General features: G+C 42.9%; 16 protein-coding genes and 2 pseudogenes. 14 read left to right on the top strand and 4 right to left on the bottom strand.

What is annotated here, in order from left to right; translation table 11 throughout:
• Positions 1–291 (top strand): annotated as a pseudogene (locus RTR63_RS05280) (hypothetical protein); the annotation flags it as partial.
• A 227-nt stretch (positions 292–518) separates the two neighbouring features.
• Entirely contained in the window at positions 519–3572 is a 3054-nt protein-coding gene (locus RTR63_RS05275) for a lytic transglycosylase (RefSeq protein WP_312523088.1), read from the top strand.
• 167 nt (positions 3573–3739) lie between these two features.
• Here RTR63_RS05275 and RTR63_RS05270 read toward each other — a convergent pair whose 3' ends face one another.
• Entirely contained in the window at positions 3740–4012 is a 273-nt protein-coding gene (locus RTR63_RS05270; RefSeq protein WP_007116691.1) for an HU family DNA-binding protein, read from the bottom strand.
• A 448-nt stretch (positions 4013–4460) separates the two neighbouring features.
• Here RTR63_RS05270 and RTR63_RS05265 point away from each other — a divergent pair, with 448 nt between their 5' ends.
• From RTR63_RS05265 to fdx, 8 genes and pseudogenes are all read left to right on the top strand, one after another.
• Positions 4461–5123, top strand: a complete 663-nt coding sequence (locus RTR63_RS05265; RefSeq protein WP_312523087.1) for a hypothetical protein — start codon at positions 4461–4463, stop codon at positions 5121–5123.
• 225 nt (positions 5124–5348) lie between these two features.
• Positions 5349–5780, top strand: a pseudogene (locus RTR63_RS05260) (Rrf2 family transcriptional regulator); the annotation flags it as partial.
• A 179-nt stretch (positions 5781–5959) separates the two neighbouring features.
• Complete coding sequence (locus RTR63_RS05255) at positions 5960–7177, top strand: IscS subfamily cysteine desulfurase (RefSeq protein ID WP_312523086.1); 1218 nt, start codon at positions 5960–5962, stop codon at positions 7175–7177.
• Positions 7178–7274: 97 nt separating this feature from the next.
• On the top strand, positions 7275–7658 hold the full coding sequence (iscU, locus tag RTR63_RS05250) for a Fe-S cluster assembly scaffold IscU (protein ID WP_100269949.1): 384 nt from the start codon (positions 7275–7277) through the stop codon (positions 7656–7658).
• A gap of 103 nt (positions 7659–7761) precedes the next feature.
• A complete protein-coding gene (gene iscA / locus RTR63_RS05245; protein WP_312523085.1) occupies positions 7762–8103 on the top strand; it encodes an iron-sulfur cluster assembly protein IscA in 342 nt (113 codons plus the stop codon).
• 53 nt (positions 8104–8156) lie between these two features.
• Positions 8157–8789 carry a Fe-S protein assembly co-chaperone HscB gene (locus tag RTR63_RS05240; RefSeq protein WP_312523084.1) on the top strand — a complete coding sequence of 211 codons (633 nt, stop codon included), beginning with the start codon at positions 8157–8159 and terminating at the stop codon, positions 8787–8789.
• 175 nt (positions 8790–8964) lie between these two features.
• On the top strand, positions 8965–10917 hold the full coding sequence (gene hscA / locus RTR63_RS05235; RefSeq protein ID WP_312523082.1) for a Fe-S protein assembly chaperone HscA: 1953 nt from the start codon (positions 8965–8967) through the stop codon (positions 10915–10917).
• Between the two features lie 39 nt (positions 10918–10956).
• Positions 10957–11295 carry an ISC system 2Fe-2S type ferredoxin gene (gene fdx / locus RTR63_RS05230; protein WP_036597564.1) on the top strand — a complete coding sequence of 113 codons (339 nt, stop codon included), beginning with the start codon at positions 10957–10959 and terminating at the stop codon, positions 11293–11295.
• Positions 11296–11426: 131 nt separating this feature from the next.
• On the opposite strand, the gene RTR63_RS05225 is transcribed toward fdx, so the two are convergent.
• Both RTR63_RS05225 and RTR63_RS05220 read right to left on the bottom strand, forming a co-directional pair.
• Entirely contained in the window at positions 11427–13295 is a 1869-nt protein-coding gene (locus tag RTR63_RS05225; protein WP_312523081.1) for a SurA N-terminal domain-containing protein, read from the bottom strand.
• 193 nt (positions 13296–13488) lie between these two features.
• Positions 13489–15144: an ATPase gene (locus RTR63_RS05220; RefSeq protein ID WP_312523080.1), complete on the bottom strand. Its 1656-nt coding sequence runs from the start codon at positions 15142–15144 to the stop codon at positions 13489–13491.
• Positions 15145–15366: 222 nt separating this feature from the next.
• Here RTR63_RS05220 and RTR63_RS05215 point away from each other — a divergent pair, with 222 nt between their 5' ends.
• From RTR63_RS05215 to RTR63_RS05200, 4 genes are all read left to right on the top strand, one after another.
• A complete protein-coding gene (locus tag RTR63_RS05215; RefSeq protein ID WP_312383568.1) occupies positions 15367–16065 on the top strand; it encodes a DUF8198 family protein in 699 nt (232 codons plus the stop codon).
• Between the two features lie 85 nt (positions 16066–16150).
• A complete protein-coding gene (ubiE, locus tag RTR63_RS05210) occupies positions 16151–17182 on the top strand; it encodes a bifunctional demethylmenaquinone methyltransferase/2-methoxy-6-polyprenyl-1,4-benzoquinol methylase UbiE (RefSeq protein WP_312523079.1) in 1032 nt (343 codons plus the stop codon).
• A gap of 55 nt (positions 17183–17237) precedes the next feature.
• Positions 17238–17879 (top strand): ubiquinone biosynthesis accessory factor UbiJ, encoded by a 642-nt coding sequence (locus RTR63_RS05205; RefSeq protein WP_312523077.1) that lies wholly within the window; start codon positions 17238–17240, stop codon positions 17877–17879.
• A gap of 145 nt (positions 17880–18024) precedes the next feature.
• Positions 18025–19689, top strand: coding sequence for an ABC1 kinase family protein (locus RTR63_RS05200; RefSeq protein ID WP_312523075.1), 1665 nt, complete (start codon positions 18025–18027; stop codon positions 19687–19689).
• A 4-nt stretch (positions 19690–19693) separates the two neighbouring features.
• Here RTR63_RS05200 and RTR63_RS05195 read toward each other — a convergent pair whose 3' ends face one another.
• On the bottom strand, positions 19694–20653 hold the full coding sequence (locus RTR63_RS05195; RefSeq protein WP_312523073.1) for an alpha/beta fold hydrolase: 960 nt from the start codon (positions 20651–20653) through the stop codon (positions 19694–19696).
• Positions 20654–20712: the final 59 nt, after the last annotated feature.

Below are 20712 nucleotides of genomic sequence, written 5' to 3'. Positions count from 1 at the left end.
TTGATATCTGTGTCGCGTAAAGGAAAAACCACGACCTTAAATAAAAGCAATTATCTAAACCTCTTGCAAAACAACTGGTCAAAAGCAACGCGATATGGCTATGATATACAATTAAACAATGTGGTATCTAGCGGTAACCATGCCAAAGCAGATGCCATAACCACAGAAGTCATCGTCGAAAATAACGTGACGACACGTTTAGTAACAACTTCACGTATTACCTTTGCTGAAAGCGGTAACTCAGTGTTATTGTCCAGGGCTATTAGCCAACTTGTGATTGAAAAGCACTAATTTAGTGGTATTAAAAGTGGTGTTAAACAGGGTGGTGCAAAAGTTTTGTGCCACTTTTTTTATGGATTCTAGTATAATTTCAGCCAATATTTAATTTCACTGGCTTGAAATCACAGCCGTTTTTTTATTTATAATGTCAAATTTTAGCTTATATTCTTTCATAGTGTTACGCTATGAGATGGGTATATGTCCTACATCTAAATTGCAAAAAAGAGCTAGGAATTATCATGTTGCTTTCGATAAGCCATTCATCAAAAAAAACTATCAAACCATTAAGTTTAGCTATTTCCTCTATTATTTTGGCAGCCTGTAGCAGTGCGCCAACCAGCACCAACAGTCCAGCGGGTAAACCCATGATTGGATCATCCAGTCACAGCAAAAGCACGGTGCATAGCGCGCAAGAAAATGCAGCGCTACTGGACATGGATAGTTTGGATGAACTTGAAGGCCTGCTTGAAGCCACCGACATGACCATGGTAGAGAATAACGCTTTGTTGGTTCAGCGCTATGGTAATTTGTGGGATAGACTGCGCGTCAATTTTCGTATGAACTCCAACGTGTACGATCCGCGTATTGAAGCGCAGAAAAGTTGGTTTATTAGCCGCCAAGATTATCTAAACCGATTAACAGCGCGTGCTAGCCGCTATTTATACTACACAGTGCGCGAAGCTGAACGTCGCAATATCCCAACAGAACTGGCATTATTGCCTGTGATTGAAAGCTCTTATGACCCCAATGCCAATAGTAACGCGTCTGCTGCAGGGTTATGGCAGTTTATTCCAAGTACAGGTCGTATTTATGGGTTGAATCAAACCAGCACCTTTGATGGTCGACGCGATGTGATTGAGTCAACCCGTGCCGCTTATGACTTTTTGACGGCTTTGTATAACCAATTTGGTAGTTGGGAGTTGGCATTGGCATCGTACAATGCCGGTCCAGGCCGTGTCCAATCCGCGATTAATTATAATGCAGCACGTGGTCTACCAACGGATTATTGGTCGCTCAAATTACCCACTGAAACGATGAACTATGTCCCTCGGTTTTTGGCAGTGGCGCAAATTGTCAAAAATCCGAGCACCTACAATGTGTATTTACCCGCAATTGCGAACCGTCAGCATTTTAGAAGTGTCCCTGCCAATGTTGGCGTGAGCTTGCACGAAATTAGCAGCCTGACAGGCGTAAGCTACGATGAACTGCGCGCCCTAAATCCTGCGTTGATTGCAGGTACGGTAGATATGTCGGGCCCAAGCCGTATTTTGATTCCCAATGATCTCAATCAATCAATTGACCGTAAAATCACCCAATTACGCGGTAATGGTTATATGAGTCAACAAGGTTATTTGGCAAACAATAGCTATGTCACGCCTAAAACTGTTACACCGACTTATAACACACCGACCACAAACTCTGGCAACCAAACCCGAAATACAACCACAAGTCAGGGTGATTCACTCAGTGCCGCCAAACAAGCCTATAGCAAAAAAGAAACAGTTAACTTGCCATCCTCTAGCAGCGATTTGGCGGCGATGGCAACTAGTATGGTTAAAAACCAAACCACGACTTATATCGCCCCCATTCCTAGTACACCAAGCATCCAAAGCCGCAATACAGTAATCAAAGAACCACCGATTACCGCCACTGAGCAAAAAATAGTGACCGCTGAAATGCAGTCTACCAATACATTACCAACCACTTCAGCCGTTGTTACTGCCAACAACACCGTGGTGCAAGAGCCGCCTTTATCCAATCAAGAGCGTAACTTGATTGCTAAAGAAATTGAAAAAACCGCACCACAAGTAGAGCAAGCGATTAACCCTACCGATGGTAATATCAAGCTCAATGCTATTCAGACTCAGCAATCTGTGCTAGAAGCCAAAGGCGAAACCAAAAAACTCAGTTACGAAGAACCGCCAGTGGTGTTGCCAAAAGAGGTCAAAATTACCCAAGCGTCGAGCTTAAATGGCAAAGTCCCAAGCACGGCGCAAGCGACCACGAGCAAATCCAATACCACCAGTGAAAGCAAAGCTGTCACAGTTAGCAAGCAAGCTGCCAAAAAACGTCCAAGTGGCACACGCAGCACCTATCAAGTCAAAGCTGGCGACACCTTGGCAAATATCGCCAGTCGCATGGGTGTAAATTGGCGAGATATCGCTGAATGGAACCAAATTGACCCAAATGCTGCCTTGCTAGCAGGTTCAACACTTTACTTATACAACGCCAAGCCTATCGAACCCAAAGTAGCAGAATCGCCAAAACGTAAAGCCAATAGCTATATCGTGCAAGCGGGGGATACCTTGACAGGCATCGCCGACAAGTTTGATCTAAATGTCAGTGAGTTAGCAAAATTCAATAATTTACCAGTCACTTATCAAGTGCGTACCAACCAAAACTTGTGGTTAATTCCAGACAAAATGCCAGAGCCGCCAGTGGCACAGCCCGCAGCGCAAAAGCCTGCCCCTGCTAGAGCTGAAGTGCAACCGGTATCAAGTCGTTATACGGTTCAGACGGGTGATACCTTGTCGGGTATCGCTGATCGACTGTCCGTATCGCCCAAAGACATTGCCGATGTCAACGGTTTTAACACCAATTATCGTGTGCAAAAAGGACAAGTCATCATCGTGCCTGTCACAGTTGAAAAGGTCAAATATGCGCTAGCTGGCAAATCGATTAACTACACGGTACGTCCAGGTGATAGCTTAGGTAGCGTCGCCAATAACTTTGATTTAACGGTAGCAGACTTGGCCAAAGCCAATTATCTAAAACCGACTGCAAATTTAATTCAGGGGCAAAAACTGGTTATTCCTCAAGCAGGATTGGGTACGGTGGCTAGCGTGACAGCGACCCGCGAACCGATGAGCAAGCAGGACTCTGCAAAACCAGAGAGCAAAAAAGAAACAAAAAAAGAGACCAAAACAGCCAAAGATACCCAATCAGAGGATGATAACAAGCCAGCGTCAAAACCAGTAAGCAAATATAGCCGTGGTGATACGCAAAGCTACCAAGTAAAATCTGGTGATAGCCTGACAAACTTGAGTGCAAAATATGGCGTTTCCAAAAGCGAACTTGCCGCTTTAAATAACTTAAAAGGTAATGAGTCGTTATTGATTGGTCAAAACATCAAAATCCCGAAAACCACAACAACCTATAAAGTCAAAGCAGGCGAAGGCTTAATTTCTTTGGCAGGACGCTTTGGCATCAGCCCTAAAGAACTGGCTAGCTTAAATAACTTGTCACCAACGGCCTCGCTAAAAGTGGGTCAAATCATTACGGTGCCAAAATAGGTTAACTATAGTTTATAAAATAAGAAAACCACTATGTAAAAATAGTGGTTTTTTACTTAAGTTTTTGCCCGGTTTTATAGTTTAGTTTTTATACTTAGCAAGGAAATTATAAGGCAATAAAAAAGCGTATTTAATTAAAAATACGCCTTTTTTAGATATAGGGTTAATTAGTTAACCATATCTTTTAAACTTTTACCTGCTTTAAAGCTTGGCACTTTGCTTGCTGGAATTTGAATTTCTTCTTTAGTCTGTGGGTTACGACCTGTACGTGCTTGGCGTTCTTTCACGCTAAACGTACCAAAGCCAACCAGTGACACGGTATCATTGGCTTTCATTGCTTCGCCAATCGTTGCAATAAAGGCATTTAATGCTTCAGTTGATTGGGCTTTAGAAAGACCACTTTTTTTAGCAATGCTATCAACTAATTCTGACTTATTCATAAGAATATCCTTCAAATTTTTAGGGATGAAAATAAACGTTATATATACAAAGCACACGCTTGGCAATTAATTAGGCTCAAAGCCTTAAGTATCAAGTGCTGCATAAGTAATTATGATTCGATTATAAGTAAACTCCAACGGCTTCACAAGCAGTTTAATCATAATTTCTGTGGAATTAAGCATTGATTAACGTGTTTTTGCAAAATATAGCGGTTGGCACACCAAACGATAACATTTTATTTCAACAAAAACCGCTAAAAATTGATATATACAGCTATAGTGAATAAAAGTGGCTAAAAATCAATCTCGCAATGATTTCTTGACTAATATTCAGCGACTGACAGTATTTTATACCAGACTTACAATAATTAATGTTATTAACACCCTTTTAAAGCTACACTATCGACAAATTACAAAACCCATATTTGATTAATTTTGTGGAAATTTAATGAACGATAATTTTCAAACTTCGACCAATGCCCCAAGCAATATAGCCACGACAGCGCTCAATGTGGTATTAGTGATTATTGAAACCTTGCTGACCCTGTTGCTACGTTTTGATGCCGATCTTCGTAAGGTTGTCTATCCTTTAGCCACTACCAATACTGTCGTTCATATTCACGCTTATATCCCAAACGTCACTTTTTATATGACTTTTACCGTTAACGGCATTTTGTTAGACAGTCAATTACAGCCTTCTCAGCAGGTCGACGTGACCATCAATGGCTTTACTTGGCAAATCGCCCAGAATTTATTTACCAATCAGCCCAAAGCCATCGAGCAGCTACAAATCCGCGGCGAAGCACAAAAGACGGCAGAGGTGAAGGCTTTTTTACATCAAATTGGTATCAATCAGCTATTACAAGTCATCACAAAAGCAGTCAAAGGCGATAAAGACAAGCAAAAAGTCAAAAAACCTATCAAAACCGATGCTGACTATAAACAACAAGTTGAGGCACTCAATAGCCAAGTCAACGCCGCAAATCTACAAAAAACAGCGCTTGAAGCACAAATTTTAGAATTAAACAGTAAAAATAAATGGATGAAACGCGCGGCAATTGCATTTTTTGTATTATTCATCATTTGTGCGATTGGCTGGGTGGTAAAGTAACACCCATTCCCTTATATTGCTTTGATAAAAAAATTGCTTTGATAAAAAATCGCTTATCATTGAGTAAATAAATCTGAGAAATAAATAAATCCGAGTGTTTTAGTAAGAATTAATCTTGACTAAAAGACTCGGATTTTTATATAATAGTCATACCAACCATAAAACGTGTTTTCACAGCTTACTGTGCTTGAACAGATTTAAATTTTTAACTTAAGTGGGGCTACTATGCGATTGACAACCCGAGGACGCTATGCAGTGACAGCGCTGCTAGATTTGGCATTGCAAGAGCAAAAACATGAATTGGCTGTGTCATTGTCTGATATCGCAAAACGTCAAGAGATTTCTATTTCTTATCTTGAGCAGTTATTTTCAAAGCTGCGTAAAAAAGGGTTGGTGGTAAGCACTCGCGGTGCGTCAGGCGGTTATCATATTGCCAAACCCATCAATGAAATCTCGATTATGACCATTATTTCAGCCGTTGATGAGTCGGTGGATGCTAGAGCTTGCGAAGGTAAGGGCAACTGCCAAGATGGCGCCATGTGTTTAACCCATGATTTATGGAATGGATTGTCTGAGCAAATTGAAAACTATTTGTCCACGGTGACACTAGATACGCTTATTAATCGTCAAATTATCCGTGAAATTTCTGAGCGTCAAATTTTGATGGTAGAAGATATGCAGCATAGGAAACAATCTGCGGTAAACCCGATGACAGAGGCACCTGTATCGCAACGAGCAAAGCATAGCACCGCTAAAGTTAGTAACATTAGTAACAATCATTCATTAGCTGATAACAGCAAAACCTTAAAACAGAATTCTGGGGAGAATTTGTTAGCATGAATAAATTAGTCTATTTAGATTATGCCGCGACCACACCAATTGATGAGCAAGTCGCCCAAAAGATGATGAAATACATGACCTTTGATGGCGTGTTTGGTAATCCTGCCTCGCGTTCGCATGGGTTTGGTTGGCAAGCTGAGGAAGCGGTTGAAACTGCCCGTGAGCAAATCGCAGAATTAATCAACGCCGATTCACGTGAAATTGTCTTTACTTCAGGGGCTACTGAGTCAAACAATTTGGCGATTAAAGGCGCCGCACAATTTTATAGTGGTAAAGGCAAACATATTATTACCAGTAAAATTGAACACAAAGCCGTGCTAGACGTCTGCCGCGAGTTAGAAACAGAAGGTTTTGAAATCACTTATCTAGACCCACAGCCAAAGACAGGTCTGATCACGGTTGACCAAGTCAAAGACGCTATTCGTGAAGATACTATTTTAGTGTCCCTAATGATGGTTAACAACGAACTTGGTACCTTAACAGATGTTGCGGCGATTGGTGAAATCACCCGTGAAAAAGGTATTATTTTTCATGTCGATGCGGCACAAGCAGCCGGTAAAACCCCGATTGATTTAGAACAATTAAAAGTTGATTTGATGAGTTTTTCTGCCCATAAAATTTATGGTCCCAAAGGTATTGGTGCTCTATATGTTCGCCGTAAACCCCGTGTGCGCCTAAAATCACAAATGCAAGGTGGTGGTCATGAGCGTGGTATGCGTTCAGGTACTCTGGCAACGCATCAGATCGTGGGGATGGGTGAAGCCTTTGCCATTGCCGGCAAACGTATGGCAGAAGATGAAGCCAGACTGACAAAACTGCGTCAACGTCTTTGGGATGGCTTAAAAGAGCTTGATGAAATTTATCTTAATGGTGATATGAATCACAGTATTCCAAATATCGTCAACATCAGCTTTAACTTTGTAGAAGGCGAGTCCTTGATGATGTCATTGAAAGATTTTGCCGTGTCATCTGGTTCTGCTTGTACGTCAGCAACGCTTGAGCCTTCCTACGTATTACGCGCGCTTGGATTGTCAGATGAGCTTGCTCACAGTTCAATTCGTTTTAGTTTGGGTCGCTATACGACCGAAGAAGATGTTGATCATGCGATTGCTGAGATGCGAACTGCGGTTGAAAAATTACGCGCTTTATCACCGCTTTGGGATATGTATAAAGAAGGCGTTGATTTAAATAGTGTGGAATGGAACGAACATTAATTTGTATTAAAAATTAATTTCCATTAAAAATTTATTTAATTTAATAATTAAAGATTAGTCAGTTACGTTTGACGTAACCAGCCAAAAGGAAAATGAAATGGCCTACAGTGATAAAGTGCTTGACCATTATGAAAATCCACGCAATGTGGGAAACTTAGATAAAGATGCCAAAAATGTCGGTACCGGTATGGTTGGCGCGCCAGCGTGTGGTGATGTGATGCGCCTGCAAATCCAAGTGGGTGATAACGGTATCATTGAAGATGCGCGCTTTAAAACCTATGGCTGTGGTTCAGCCATTGCCTCAAGCTCATTGGTTACAGAATGGCTTAAAGGCAAAACCCTGGATGAAGCTAGCACGATTAAAAACAAAGATATCGCTGAAGAATTGGCACTGCCGCCTGTTAAAGTGCACTGCTCAGTGCTGGCAGAAGACGCCATTAAAGCAGCGATTGAAGATTATAAATCCAAAGCTGAAGCTTGATTGATTTCACGATTGTCACAGTCTTATTGATTCATCCTCAATAAGACTGTGTGTGAGTCGCTCAAAGTGACTGGCCTAAAGATTGAAATGATTGCAGATTGACATGAGTAGATGGGGTAGTAAAGTGATTGAATTATCAAACGATGCAGCTGAACATGTACGCGAGTTTTTGCAAAACCGTGGTCATGGCGAAGGTATCCGTGTGGGTATCCGTACCGCAGGTTGTTCTGGCTTAGCTTATGTGCTGGAATTTGTCGATGAGCCAGACCCTAATGACCAACGTTTTGAAAGCAACGGGGTTAGTGTATTTGTCGATCCAAAAAGCTTAGTTTATCTTAATGGTTTGAAAATGGATTTTGTCAAAGAAGGTCTCAATGAAGGCTTTAAATTTAGTAATCCAAACCAAAAAGGTGAGTGTGGCTGTGGTGAATCTTTCACCGTTTAGTTTTTAATATTTTTTTTGTCAGTATAGTGATGGCTCGGTAGGGGAAGTTGAAAATGGTTAATTATTTTGAATTGATGAATGTACCCCAACAATATCAAATTGATATCGCCAAACTTCAGCAGACCCTTCGCCAACTTCAATCTAAGTTCCATCCTGACAACAATCTTGATGCGTCTGTAGCTGAGCAAAACCTTTCGCTATCTGCTAATACCGATGGTTTTTTGCGTGAATCAATCGCCAAATTATCCGCACTAAAGCCTGAGCAAGCGTCTGCTATTATTAATGAAGCCTATAATACGCTTAAAAACCCCGACTCTCGCGCGTCACATTTATTGGCACTCAAAGGCATTTCACAATCTATTAATCAGCCGATTCGTGATTTGGACTTTTTAGACGATGCCATGTCATTTCGCATCGATTTAGACGATGCTGATAGCCAAAGTATTACCTTGCTCAGCAAAAAACTTACCGAATGGCTAAATAATTATCAACTTGCCTTTGACGAAGTTTATCAAAAAATTGATAATTCAACTGTAGCTGAGGCTAATGATGATGCCTTAACCAAACAGGCGATAGATATCATTCAAAAAATGCAGTTTTTGGTTAAACTGCAAGCAGATGTAGCAAAAACCACCGATGAATTAGCCCAGCAGAATTTTGATAATGATGACGATCTCTACGTGTAAATCATGATTAAAGGGTAAGTTGTCATAGCGTTGGTTAATTTATTTGGTTTATCATATTTTTAATTTATAATACCATCCGTTTTGACTTTCAATAAAGATACAACCTAAGCTAAAGATATAACCTAGGCTGGTTTTATTTTCAAATTATTTTTTCTATTTTTAATTGGTCCAATTTATGTCGTTATTACAAATCGCTGAACCCAATCAAAGTGCCAAGCCCCATGCGCATCGTTTTGCTTTAGGAATTGATTTAGGAACCACGCGCTCACTGGTAGCGGTAGTCCGTTCAGGCGAGCCACAAGTGATTGGCGATAAAGTTAGTGAGTGTCAATCTAGTGACAATAACGCCAATGACGACAGTCAAATTGCTAATCAGGTAAAAGGTATCGATTGCCAAAAGCTTTTACCCTCGGTGGTGTATTTTGGCTTAGATGACAATGGCAATCCAGAAACTTTGGTAGGTAGTCATGCTGAAGCCATGGCAGAACAAGCACCAAATCATACTGTACGCTCGGTCAAACGGTTTATGGGTCGAAGCATCAAGGATATTAAGTTCAATCATCCCTATGAATTAGTCGGTGATGTGGATGTCATGCCAAGTATCCAAACCCCACAAGGTGCTAAAAACCCTGTTGAAGTATCAAGTATCCTGTTAAAACATCTGTATGATCGGGCAAAATTGGCGTTACCTGACAATAGTATTGTGGGTGCGGTGATTACGGTGCCGGCTTATTTTGATGAAGCACAGCGCCAAGCCACCAAAGATGCGGCTAAATTGGCAGGCATTCATGTGATTCGCTTATTAAACGAGCCGACGGCTGCCGCGATGGCGTATGGGCTGAACCAAGCACAAGACGAAGCGTATCATCTCATTTATGATTTGGGTGGGGGCACGTTTGACGTATCGGTGTTAAAGCTCAATCACGGTGTGTACGAAGTGCTGGCAACGGGTGGCAATAGCGCACTGGGTGGCGATGATATTGACCGCCTGATTGCTAATTGGCTCATTCAACAAACAGGCTTGAATCCATCAACCATTGATAACCATCAAAAACAACTGCTAAACGTACAGGCTCGCACGCTTAAAGAGCAGTTGTCAAAAACAGACCAAGTGACTGCCGAACTTTCAATCAGCGGTCAAACTTTTGACATTGTGTTAACCCAAAGCAATCTTCGTCAAATCATCCAGCCTGTGACTGACCGCACATTAGCGGTTTGTGCGCAAGTACTACGTGATGCTGGACTTGAAACGTCCCAGCTTGATGAAGTGGTATTGGTAGGTGGTTCGACACGAATGCCATTGATTCAGCAAATCGTGGCAGAAACGTTTAATCAGCCGCCACTGTCACGCATCAATCCAGATGAAGTCGTTGCGTTGGGCGCAGCCAAATATGCCGACCAATTAATCGGACAACAGCAAAATACGGTGTTGCTGCTTGATGTCACGCCTTTATCCTTGGGGCTTGAGACCATGGGTGGTCTTACCGAAGTGATTATTCCGCGTAACACGCCCATTCCTGTGACGCGCAAACAGGTATTTACAACCTATCAAGATAACCAAAATGGTATGATTATCCATGTGGTACAAGGTGAACGCGATACAGTGGCTGACAACCGCTCGTTAGGGCAGTTTAAACTGACTGATATTCCAGCGATGAAAGCAGGGTTGGCGCGTATCGAAGTCACTTTTCAAATTGATGCTAATGGCCAATTAACCGTTTGGGCTAAAGAGTTAACAACGGGCAAAGCAAGCCAAATTCAAGTCAAGCCGTCTTATGGATTGTCAGAAGATGAGCAGGAAAAACTGCTCAAAGCAGGCTTTGATTTTGCCATGCAAGATCGATTGCAGCGTAGCTTGATTGAAAGTCGAGTAGAAGCAAAACGAGAATTATTGGCGCTAGCATCCGCGCTTGCAGAATTTGGCTTTTTGTTAAGCGATGAGCAGAAGAATACGCTGCAAGCCTCGATGGCTGATGTTCAACAGGCGATTGATGGTGCTGAACAAGCCCAGCTAGAAACAGCGAGCGCGCAGCTAAAAGTTCATAGTGATGATTTTGCTGCACTTATCATGAACCAAGCGGTCAATGAAACCATGAAAGGCACTTCAACCGCGGATTGGTCAAATTAATTTTGAATACATAAGACTATTAATCGTTAAGAGATTGCTATGCCAAAAATTACTGTATTACCGCATCACCAAATTTGCCCTACTGGCGCAGAGATTGAACTCAATGAAGGCGATAATCTATGCCGTGGTTTGCTAGAAAAAGGCGTGAAAATTGAGCATGCTTGTGATATGTCAAAAGCTTGTACTACTTGCCATGTTATCGTGCGAAAAGGGTTTAATAGCTTGGAGGAAATGGATGATATCGAAGCTGATTTGCTAGATCGCGCTTGGGGGCTAGAGCCAGATTCAAGACTGTCTTGCCAAGTCATCATCGAAGATCAAGATTTGACCATTGAAATTCCAAAATATACCATCAATCACGCCTCTGAAAATCATTAATACCAACCAATAAAAAAAGGCTTACTAATCATCGTTAGTAAGCCTTTTTTGATGGCGCTACGTATCGTTAAATACTCGTTATTGCTAGAACAAGGCGCTGACTCATTCAGCGCATATTTATTCACAGCATATTATGGCGCAGCAGTCTGCGGTTTAACCGTGACTTTAGTGATGGATTTTAGGTATGCTAAATAATCCTCAAACTGAGACTGACCGATATTTTCGCGCACGATTTGGGCAGTTTGTTGTTTGACTTGTGGCGTGATTTGGGCGTTATCATTGCTGATAACACCACCCACAATCACGCTCGCACCCGATACAGTCGGCCGCGTCATGACCGCTAGTTGATTGTTAACAGCAGGTTGACTAAATGCCACACCACGCTCGTCATCGCTGAGTTTGCTGTCTTGACGAGTCACAATCCCCAAATCTTGGAATGGGGCACCCGCCGCCGCAATTGAATTGGCTTGTTTGACTTTGGCAGCGATGGCATTGGCCTCTGCCACTGCTAAACTTTTTGCTTTCTCTTCAATAAGTTTGGCTTTAATAACCGGCTCGGCTTCGGCTTGTGTCATGAGTTTGCTAGTGCGGTGATTGGTTGATTGTAACCATACCACTTTATCAGAGACATCTATGCCGACTGATACACTGCCTTCTTGCAGCGCGAGTGGCTCAAATGCCGCCGCTACAATGGCAGGTTGACTCAGTGCAGACGAGTTATTGGTTTTAGGATAATTTTTAATCGATTTGGCGGTTAATTTATAGCGATTGGCAAGCTCGGTGATAGTAGCGCCAGCAACTGCGTCATTATTGATTTTACCAATCAAATCTTGATAGGCGGCTTCACGCTTTTGCGCCATCACTTGTTCGGTTAACACAGGCGTCAAGCTTTCAATGGTTGGTGGGGTTTGACCATTGATTTTTACCAATTTGAATAAATGATAGCCATAGTTGGTTTTGATGGGGCTCGTGACTTGACCGACTTTTAGGGTCTTGATTTGGGTCATGATGGAATCATAATCATTGGGGAACATCGATTGGGTAATCGGACCGATATTGCCGCCATCGTTTTTACTGCCTTCATCTTGCGAGTACTGTTTGGCAAGCGCCGCAAAATCCGCTTGATTGGCATCAAGTTTACTTTTTAATGAGGTTAAGGTGGCTTGTGCTTGACCGCCATTCATCAAAATCATTGCCAATTCGTATTCGGTCTGGTTGTTACTATTTTTCAAATAGGTTTGATATTGTTGCTGCAATTCCTGCGCCGTTGGGGCAGCAACAGGCAGGGCATTTTTATTGAGTTCTAAATAAGTTAAATCCACCATGTCACTAGATTTAAGTGTCGCTTGGTTTTTTTGATAATAACTTGCAATCTCTTGCGGCGTCACTTGTACCTGCGGCGCAAAGCTGTGCCAGTCCAAACGTAGCACTTGCACAGGGCGCGACTCAGACTGCATTGACATAAGTTTATCAATGCTTCCTTGCGCAAAAATCCCTGTATTAATGATACCGCGGCTAAAGGCAGTCACCAACAAGTCTTGACGAACTGAATCAAATAATTGCTCTTTGGTCATGCCGCGACTGGTTAAATAGCTAGCAAACAACTCATTAGAAAATTTTCCGCTGGCGTCTTGAAAGGTTTTTTCTGCCATCAACATTTGGGTGATAGTCGCATCGGACACTGTAAAACCAAGCTTGTTGGCTTGGTTGATAATCAAATAGCGGTCAATCAAATTGTGCAGCATCTGCTCACGTAATTTATCGCTATTAAGTAGACTTGCATCGCCATTCACTTGCTCAAGCAAGGTTTCGCGGCGATTGTTAATCATGGTTTGCAAGGTAGCATTATCGATATTTAACTCTGCAACTTTGGCGACAGCATTGGGGTCATCTCCGCTACGGACAATTGACTCAAAACCCGTGATGGCTAAAGGAAGTAAAAAAAGAACGAGCAAGGCTTTGCCCATCCAACCTTTCAAAAAATTGCGTAAAGATTCCATATTGCTCACTTGCAGTTTAGATGGATTTATTAAGGACAACTAATCAGGCTAAATAATCAAATCAAACACGATATTATAGGGGAACTGTCCACCAAAATCATTATCTTTCATCAAGTTGGGTAGACAGTTTTAAGATATAGCAAAATAGTAAAAAGGCAGCTTATTAGCAATTTATAAATTTTTAGATAACGCGTTATAAATTCTTAGATAGCTCGGAAATAATAGCGTCAAGGATTTTGAGTCTTGCGCTATATTTATCATCGGTGGCAATCACATACCAAGGGCGTTTTTTATGGTGGGTTAAATGAATCATGTCGGAAGCGGCTTGCACGTACTCATGCCATTTGGCGCGGTTACGCCAATCATCATCGGTAATTTTAAACTGCTTATTGGGCGTCTCTTCACGCGCTTTAAAGCGTTTAAGTTCTTCTTCTTCACTGATAGCGAGCCAAAATTTGACCACAATGGCATTGCTCTGTACCAAGTCGTTTTCAAAGCGATTGATTTCGTCATAAGCACGTTGCCAGTCTGCCTCTTTTGCAAAGCCCTCAATACGCTCAACGAGTACCCGACCATACCAACTACGGTCAAAAATGGTCACTCGGCTATTATGCAGGCGTTGTTTAAGTAAGGCGACGCATTTATTGCGTTTGAATTTTTGCGATAAATACACTATATCCACATCTGCCATTTCATCATGGGGCAGGCGCGTCCAAAAACGCCACAGATAGGCGTGTTTTAATTCATCTTCGGTTGGTGCAGAGATAGCGTGGATGGTAAATTCACGCGGGTCGAGTGGGGCAATGATGCGGCGTATCGCACCGCCTTTGCCTGCCGCATCCATACCTTCAAAGACAAAGATGATATGGCGCTGACCTCGCTCACGAATCAGTTCAGCGAGTATATGTTGTTTGCTATGTAGTTGTTTTTTATAGTCTGCTTTTGCTAATGCTTGGGATTGGACGCTAACCAACTCATTAATCAGAGGGGTGGGTTTAAAAGGCAGCGGGTTGGGTTTAACAGGATTTTCGTCCGTTTTAAGGTGAACCGATTTATCAGTTTTTGCTCGGTTGTCTTGGTCATCATCGGCTGCAGCTAGTTGGTTCATGGTTTGCAGCGCTGCTAATACAACATTCGCAAATTGGATGTTTGAGGCATCAATATCCTGTCCATCTATGTGGTGCCAGCTTGATTGTAACCCCATCAGTCTGCTGCTAAAGCGTTTGAAACGTTTCACGTCTTTTTTTCGAAACCAATCTAAATGGTACAACTGCTCAGGGTCAGGCTCTTCATCGGTCAAGCGTTTTTTTAGCGTTTTATTATCGACCCAAAACCAGCACTTGACGATATCGGTGTTGTTATTGACCAAATCTTGTTCAAACGCCTCAATGTCTTCAATCATTTGCTGTAAGCGCTGTTCATCTATATCATCACCACAGTCAAACACATAACGAATCAAGTCAGCGTACCAGTTGCCAAAATACACCGCAATCTCACCCTTTCTAGGCAGTTGCCATGTGTGACGTTGCCAAATAGGTTGGTAGCGGCTAGGATGCTGTCCCATGGTGGCGTGAACCTTGATATAGCGTGCGTCCATCCATTCGGTTAGCGCTTTGACCGCTTCGCCTTTGCCTGAATTTTCCATACCATTCACCAAGATTAGTAGCCCGCGCGAGTTTTTGCCAGCCCGTTGCTCGCGTAGGGTGGTTTGCGCGGTAATCAGGTCAAAACTTAATTGGTCTTCAAGCGTTAAAGATGAGGTGTTTTTTTCAAGTTTGGTTACTTTATCGGTGGGTTTAGAAGCGGCTATATCGTTGTTTTTGGAATTGCTGGTGCTGTGTATTGCCATGTGTCCTGCTTAGGGGAATACCCGAAATGATAGGGATGAAGTTTTTATTTTTCTAAAAGATAGCAGTTAAAGCACAGTTGAACAATTTACGATTTGTATTTTTGGTGGATTTACATTAAGGTAATGCGGCACAAAACTTCATTTTACTGTGGGTTTATACAATGGATAAACTGCAGTTTCTCTGTTTTGAATTTAAAAATTTTGCAAAAAAATCGAGGCCCTATGAGCAGCTTAAGCCAATTAGAACAAGATTTAAAACAATTTCGCGCCCTTCCATACCACAGCGATACCCAGTTAGCGCAAAAACTCAGTGAAGTACAAGCCTGGCAACGCGGTCGTATTCATAAAACCCACCAAGCGTTATTTGCCAGCGCCAACAACCAAGCCATGGGGGAATTTTTAATTGACCAACTATATGGGGGCGAAAAATTCAATGTGCTCGCTGAACAGCTAGAGCGCATGGTGCAAAAGGCTGAAAAACTAGAAAAATTTATCCCTGCCAATGCCGTGAGCACAGGCGCAGCCGGTATCATCGAAGCGATTAACGCCATTAAGCTTGATTTACAACTTGCTCAATATTTACAAGAGAATAATTTATCCGTGGATGAGCCATCCATGATTAAAGCCTATCAGTCCGTGAACGCAGAGTCGGCAAGACGCCAGCAGATTGCTGACCTCAAACAAATGTGCTATCGCACAGACAAATATCTTAAATCATTTATCTTACAAAAAGCATTTTCACTTGCCAAAGGCACAGCGTACAAAAAAGGCTTTCAGCCGTTATATGACTTTATCGCCGAAGGCTTTGCTGCCATCAAACCGATTAAAAGTATTGGTGCCTTTATCGAGCCATTTTGTGAAAAAGAGTTGCAAATCATTACCAATGTGCATGCTGGCAAAGAACATCCTTTTGATGTTTAGTGATAAAATAGAAAAAAATTTGCACGAACTTTGCGCTTTTAACTTTGCCAATTTTTGATTGGCGATGACCTCACTAGGAAACCACATGAACGACAATAACCATAATTCAATCCAAGACAGCTTGGTTAAAGACAGCATCCAAGCCAATGACAAACTCAATAGCCAAGTACAACAGTCACTGACAGCTGACACCACCATCAACCGTCAATTTACTGGCACAGCTGATTTGCCAGAATCCGTGCCGCAAGGTCAGCAGCTCACTCGCCCTGCATCCGCTACCCCAACTGACGCTATCCCCAATGAGTCGTCAGCGCAATCAACTAGCGGTTTTGATAAGTCGGCTATCTACAATCCGCACACTGCAGCCACTGATGGCAATGAAGAAACCCATTTTGGCTACAAAACCGTGAAAAAAGCTGAAAAACAAGAAAAAGTAGCAGAAGTGTTTACCTCTGTTGCCAAAAAATACGACATCATGAATGATTTAATGTCACTGGGTATTCATCGTCTGTGGAAACGCTATGCCATAAGCCTAACGGGCGTGCGTGCAGGTCAACGGGTGCTAGATATCGCAGGCGGCACAGGTGACTTGGCAAAAGCCTTTAGTAAAGAGGTGGGTCGCACAGGTCATGTGGTATTGGCCGATATCAATGAAGCGATGCTAGAGGTCGGTCGTGAGCGTCTGCTCAATGCAGGCTGTAGTAACGTCGATTTTGTACTCGCCAATGCTGAGACGCTGGCACCATTTGATGATGAAAGTTTTGATTTGGTGACAATTAGCTTTGGGCTACGCAACGTCACCGACAAAGACGCGGCACTGCGCTCAATGTATCGGGTGCTCAAAAAAGGCGGACGTCTGCTGATTTTAGAATTTTCAAAACCTGTGTTTGAGCCATTTGGTAAAGTCTATGATTTGTATTCATTTACCGCATTGCCACTCATGGGTAAATTGGTGGCGAATGACAGCGAAAGTTATCAGTATTTGGCAGAGTCTATCCGTATGCATCCAGACCAACGCACCCTAAAAGGCATGATGGAAGACGCAGGGTTTGTCAATTGTGACTATAACAACCTAACAGGCGGTATCGTGGCGGTACATCGTGGGTTTAAAAAGTAACTGATGACGAAGAATATAATAGCTCACTGAAATTTATATACTAAAAGAGAATCAGATGTTTATTGTATTACTACTCGCAGGCATTGAAAAAGTGGTTAATCTAGCGATTGCCACTGACCCCATCACCCAAACAGGGTTACAACCGTTATCGGGTAAAGTTTTGCGCCTAGTGATGGCAGAGCCAGCCATTGAATTTGATACGATTTTTAATGATGACCATATCCGCTTTGAACCTGTGACGGTTGATGTTTTTGAACCTAAGGGTAGCGCTGTGGTTAGCAAACCTGATTGTATTGTCAAGGTAGACAACCCTGTGCATTTGCTCAATTTGATGGGTGAACCACAAGGCAATCTGCCGATTGAGGGCGATTATAAAGTGCTGATGCAAGTCAAACAATTAGTCGCTGGGTTTGACCCTGATATCATTGGTAAACTGCAACCTCTGATTGGTCTACCCATGGCAAGTCAATTGTCTAATCTGTTATCCAACCTAAAAGGCACAATCACTGCACCTGCCAAAGAGATGTTTGCCGATATTGCCAATATCAGAGAGTGGAAAACCAACGGTGCAAGTACTGATGCCAATGCAGGCAATGAGTTAAAACAACAGCTGCTAAAACTGCGGGCGGATATTGAACGTGAACAAGCCAGACTCGATGCCATCAAGCAACAGCAAGCGGCTTTATTGGAAAAGTAGATTGCAAAAGTAAATTTATTGCAAAATTCGCTTTTGCACAATCAAAATGACGGGTTAAATCCCCGTCTTTTTTTTAACCATTAAAAAATTGCTTATATCATGCTAGAATTCCCACCATTGATAAGCTTTCTAACGAGTTGCCAACGTGTTACTAAATCATCGCAAACGTCTTTTACAACTGTGGCGCATTGCCGCTCATTATCGTGTTGATACGCATCTACCTATTGAAGAGACACCGCAGCTTGAGCCCATTGCCAAACTTATCCGTATGCACCCTGCCAGCTATTTTCAAAAACCTCATCCAGACGGGGTCAGGCTGGCGCTTGAAGAGATGGGCACGCTGTTTTTAAAATTAGGGCAGCTGCTTTCCACCCGTCGTGATTTGGTCACCCCTGAGATTATTGAGCAGTTGGTGCACCTGCAAGACAGGGTAAAACCCTTTAGTGTCGATACGGTTATCAAGCAAATTGAACAATCGACAAAAAAAGGCGGTTTGGGGCAACCTATCAATCAGCTATTTGCTAGATTCGATGGCACACCGTTAGCGGCGGCATCCATCGCGCAAGTACACACCGCACGCCTGCATGATGGGCGTGAAGTGGTAGTCAAAGTAGTTCGCCCAACTATCCGTGAACAGATTATTGAAGATTTTGAATTATTGCGCGATTTGGCAGGGTGGGCGTCAGCACGGATTGAAGCGGCGCGTGCCGTACATATTATCGATATCGTTGAAGATTATCGGCAAGTCTTGCTCAATGAGCTTGATTTAACCCTTGAAGCTGCCAATACCACCCAAATGCGCAACAACTTTTTGGGTTCATCGATGATGTATGTGCCTGAAGTGTATCAAGCCAGCAAAAACATCATGGTGATGGAGCGCATTGTTGGGGTGCCGATTTCGCAAACCCAAGTATTTGATGCGCTTGGATATGATAGGGCGGCACTTGCGGCAAAAGGATTAACGATTTTTTTCACCCAAGTATTTCGGGATAATTTCTTCCATGCCGATATGCACCCTGGCAATGTGTTTGTTGAAACGCTGCCAGCCGATACCCCAAATCCCAATCCCCGCTACATCGCCCTTGATTGCTCAATCGTAGGCGAGCTATCTAAAGCTGACCAAATGATTGTGGCGAGGCTTTTATTATCGGTGATGAACAATAACTTTACCGGTCTAGTGGATATTATTGCGCGGGCAGGCTGGATTCCACCCAATACCGATAAATACGCCCTCATGCGCGATATGCGCCGCACCGTGTCACCGATGATTAGTAAGCCAATCAACGACATTGATTTTGCAGGTGTGCTCATGTCGGTACTCGATATTGCGCGTCGCTATCATTTGGATATACCGCCGCAATTAATGTTGCTACTTAAAACGCTAGTGCATGTGGAGGGTCTAGGACGGGATTTATACCCTGAGCTTGATATTTGGTCGCTCGCCAAACCGATTTTGACAGGCTGGGTGAAGCAGCAATTTGACCCGATGCAAAAAATTGGCGAGCTACGCAAGCAATTACCTGAACTGTTACTGAGTCTCAATGACATGCCACAATTGCTGGATAACAGTTTGCAAAGTCTGTCAAATCTGGGTGGTCATCAAGATCAGCAGCTGCGTGAAATACAGCAAATTCGCTCAGATATGCTCAAAAGTCGTCAGCAGGATTGGCTTGCAGTGCTTGGGTTTGTGGGTTCATTATTTATCGCACAAATGATTGCCAGTCATGCCGTCTGGCAGGTGAGTAGCTGGCTTGCGCCGATTTTTTATGTGATTGCAGTGGTGTTTGTATTGTGGCGGTTATTAAATTAGCGAGTTAAGCATGCTTCATATAATGATCGGCTAGCAGTTTGACAATCGTAGGGATAAAGGGTTTTGCCAAATCATGTCCCATGTCTTTAATCAAATGAAACTCACTGTGCGCAATCGCTTTGGCAATCGCCCGACCATGCGCCGATGGCACCAGCCCATCTTTTTCCCCATGAATGATAATGGTTGGCTGTTTGATTTTTTGGTCGAATTTAACAATAGAGCCCGTGGCTAATATAGCTTGCAGCTGCTGAAGCGCGCCACGTGGGTGATAACTACGTTCAAACCGCAAGCGAATGAGCCGTTCTACTTCCTCTTCATCCACATGATTGGGCGAGCCGATACGCTGCATACACCACACGCCGTATGCGACCACGTCATCAATTTGGGTGGTTTTGGGATGTGACAGTAGGGTTTGTAGCTGCTTTGGCTTGGTGGGTGGTAAAAATGGCTTGTTGTTACTGGTAAACATGAGACCCAGTGTCGACACGCGTTTTGGGTATTTGGCAGCCAAAATTTGCGCAATCATCCCGCCCATAGATGCCCCCACCACATACACATTGTTCAACGCTAACTTATCAAGCAAGCGGCGGGTATCTTCGACCATGTCAAATAAGTTATACGCCACAGGAAAATGACGGTTCGTCAAACCCACTTGCATACGCAGCATCATTTTGACATTGTTGACGGGAAAACGGGGGAAGGGGCGGGCGATTTTTGATGATAGCCCGATATCACGATTGTCAAAACGAATCACAAAAAAGCCTGCGTCAATCAAGCCTTTGACAAAACTATCGGGCCAAAACACCAACTGCGAGCCTAGGCCCATGATCAGCAGCAAGGGCGGATGATCAGGATTGCCACCAACTTCAACACACAGTTGTAATTCATCACCAATATCAATGATGGCACTTTGCATAAAGTCCGTAATCACTGAGGGTTCAAAATTAAATTTGGCTAAATCCATAATTTATTCCAAAAATATCAATCTGCTAGTGGGGTGTTGAATGAACTTGCCGCATTAGA

Source organism: Moraxella sp. CTOTU47724 (assembly GCF_032014955.1).
GTDB classification, from domain to species: domain Bacteria; phylum Pseudomonadota; class Gammaproteobacteria; order Pseudomonadales; family Moraxellaceae; genus Faucicola; species Faucicola tetraodonis.
This window is presented reverse-complemented; position numbering and strand designations above follow the sequence as displayed.

Bases quoted from the DNA above. Each gene is read 5' to 3' on its own strand.
- RTR63_RS05275 (WP_312523088.1), top strand. From the start codon at position 519: ATGTTGCTTTCGATAAGCCATTCATCAAAAAAAACTATCAAACCATTA.
- RTR63_RS05270 (WP_007116691.1), bottom strand. From the start codon at position 4,012: ATGAATAAGTCAGAATTAGTTGATAGCATTGCTAAAAAAAGTGGTCTT.
- RTR63_RS05265 (WP_312523087.1), top strand. From the start codon at position 4,461: ATGAACGATAATTTTCAAACTTCGACCAATGCCCCAAGCAATATAGCC.
- RTR63_RS05255 (WP_312523086.1), top strand. From the start codon at position 5,960: ATGAATAAATTAGTCTATTTAGATTATGCCGCGACCACACCAATTGAT.
- iscU (WP_100269949.1), top strand. From the start codon at position 7,275: ATGGCCTACAGTGATAAAGTGCTTGACCATTATGAAAATCCACGCAAT.
- iscA (WP_312523085.1), top strand. From the start codon at position 7,762: ATGAGTAGATGGGGTAGTAAAGTGATTGAATTATCAAACGATGCAGCT.
- RTR63_RS05240 (WP_312523084.1), top strand. From the start codon at position 8,157: ATGGTTAATTATTTTGAATTGATGAATGTACCCCAACAATATCAAATT.
- hscA (WP_312523082.1), top strand. From the start codon at position 8,965: ATGTCGTTATTACAAATCGCTGAACCCAATCAAAGTGCCAAGCCCCAT.
- fdx (WP_036597564.1), top strand. From the start codon at position 10,957: ATGCCAAAAATTACTGTATTACCGCATCACCAAATTTGCCCTACTGGC.
- RTR63_RS05225 (WP_312523081.1), bottom strand. From the start codon at position 13,295: ATGGAATCTTTACGCAATTTTTTGAAAGGTTGGATGGGCAAAGCCTTG.
- RTR63_RS05220 (WP_312523080.1), bottom strand. From the start codon at position 15,144: ATGGCAATACACAGCACCAGCAATTCCAAAAACAACGATATAGCCGCT.
- RTR63_RS05215 (WP_312383568.1), top strand. From the start codon at position 15,367: ATGAGCAGCTTAAGCCAATTAGAACAAGATTTAAAACAATTTCGCGCC.
- ubiE (WP_312523079.1), top strand. From the start codon at position 16,151: ATGAACGACAATAACCATAATTCAATCCAAGACAGCTTGGTTAAAGAC.
- RTR63_RS05205 (WP_312523077.1), top strand. From the start codon at position 17,238: ATGTTTATTGTATTACTACTCGCAGGCATTGAAAAAGTGGTTAATCTA.
- RTR63_RS05195 (WP_312523073.1), bottom strand. From the start codon at position 20,653: ATGGATTTAGCCAAATTTAATTTTGAACCCTCAGTGATTACGGACTTT.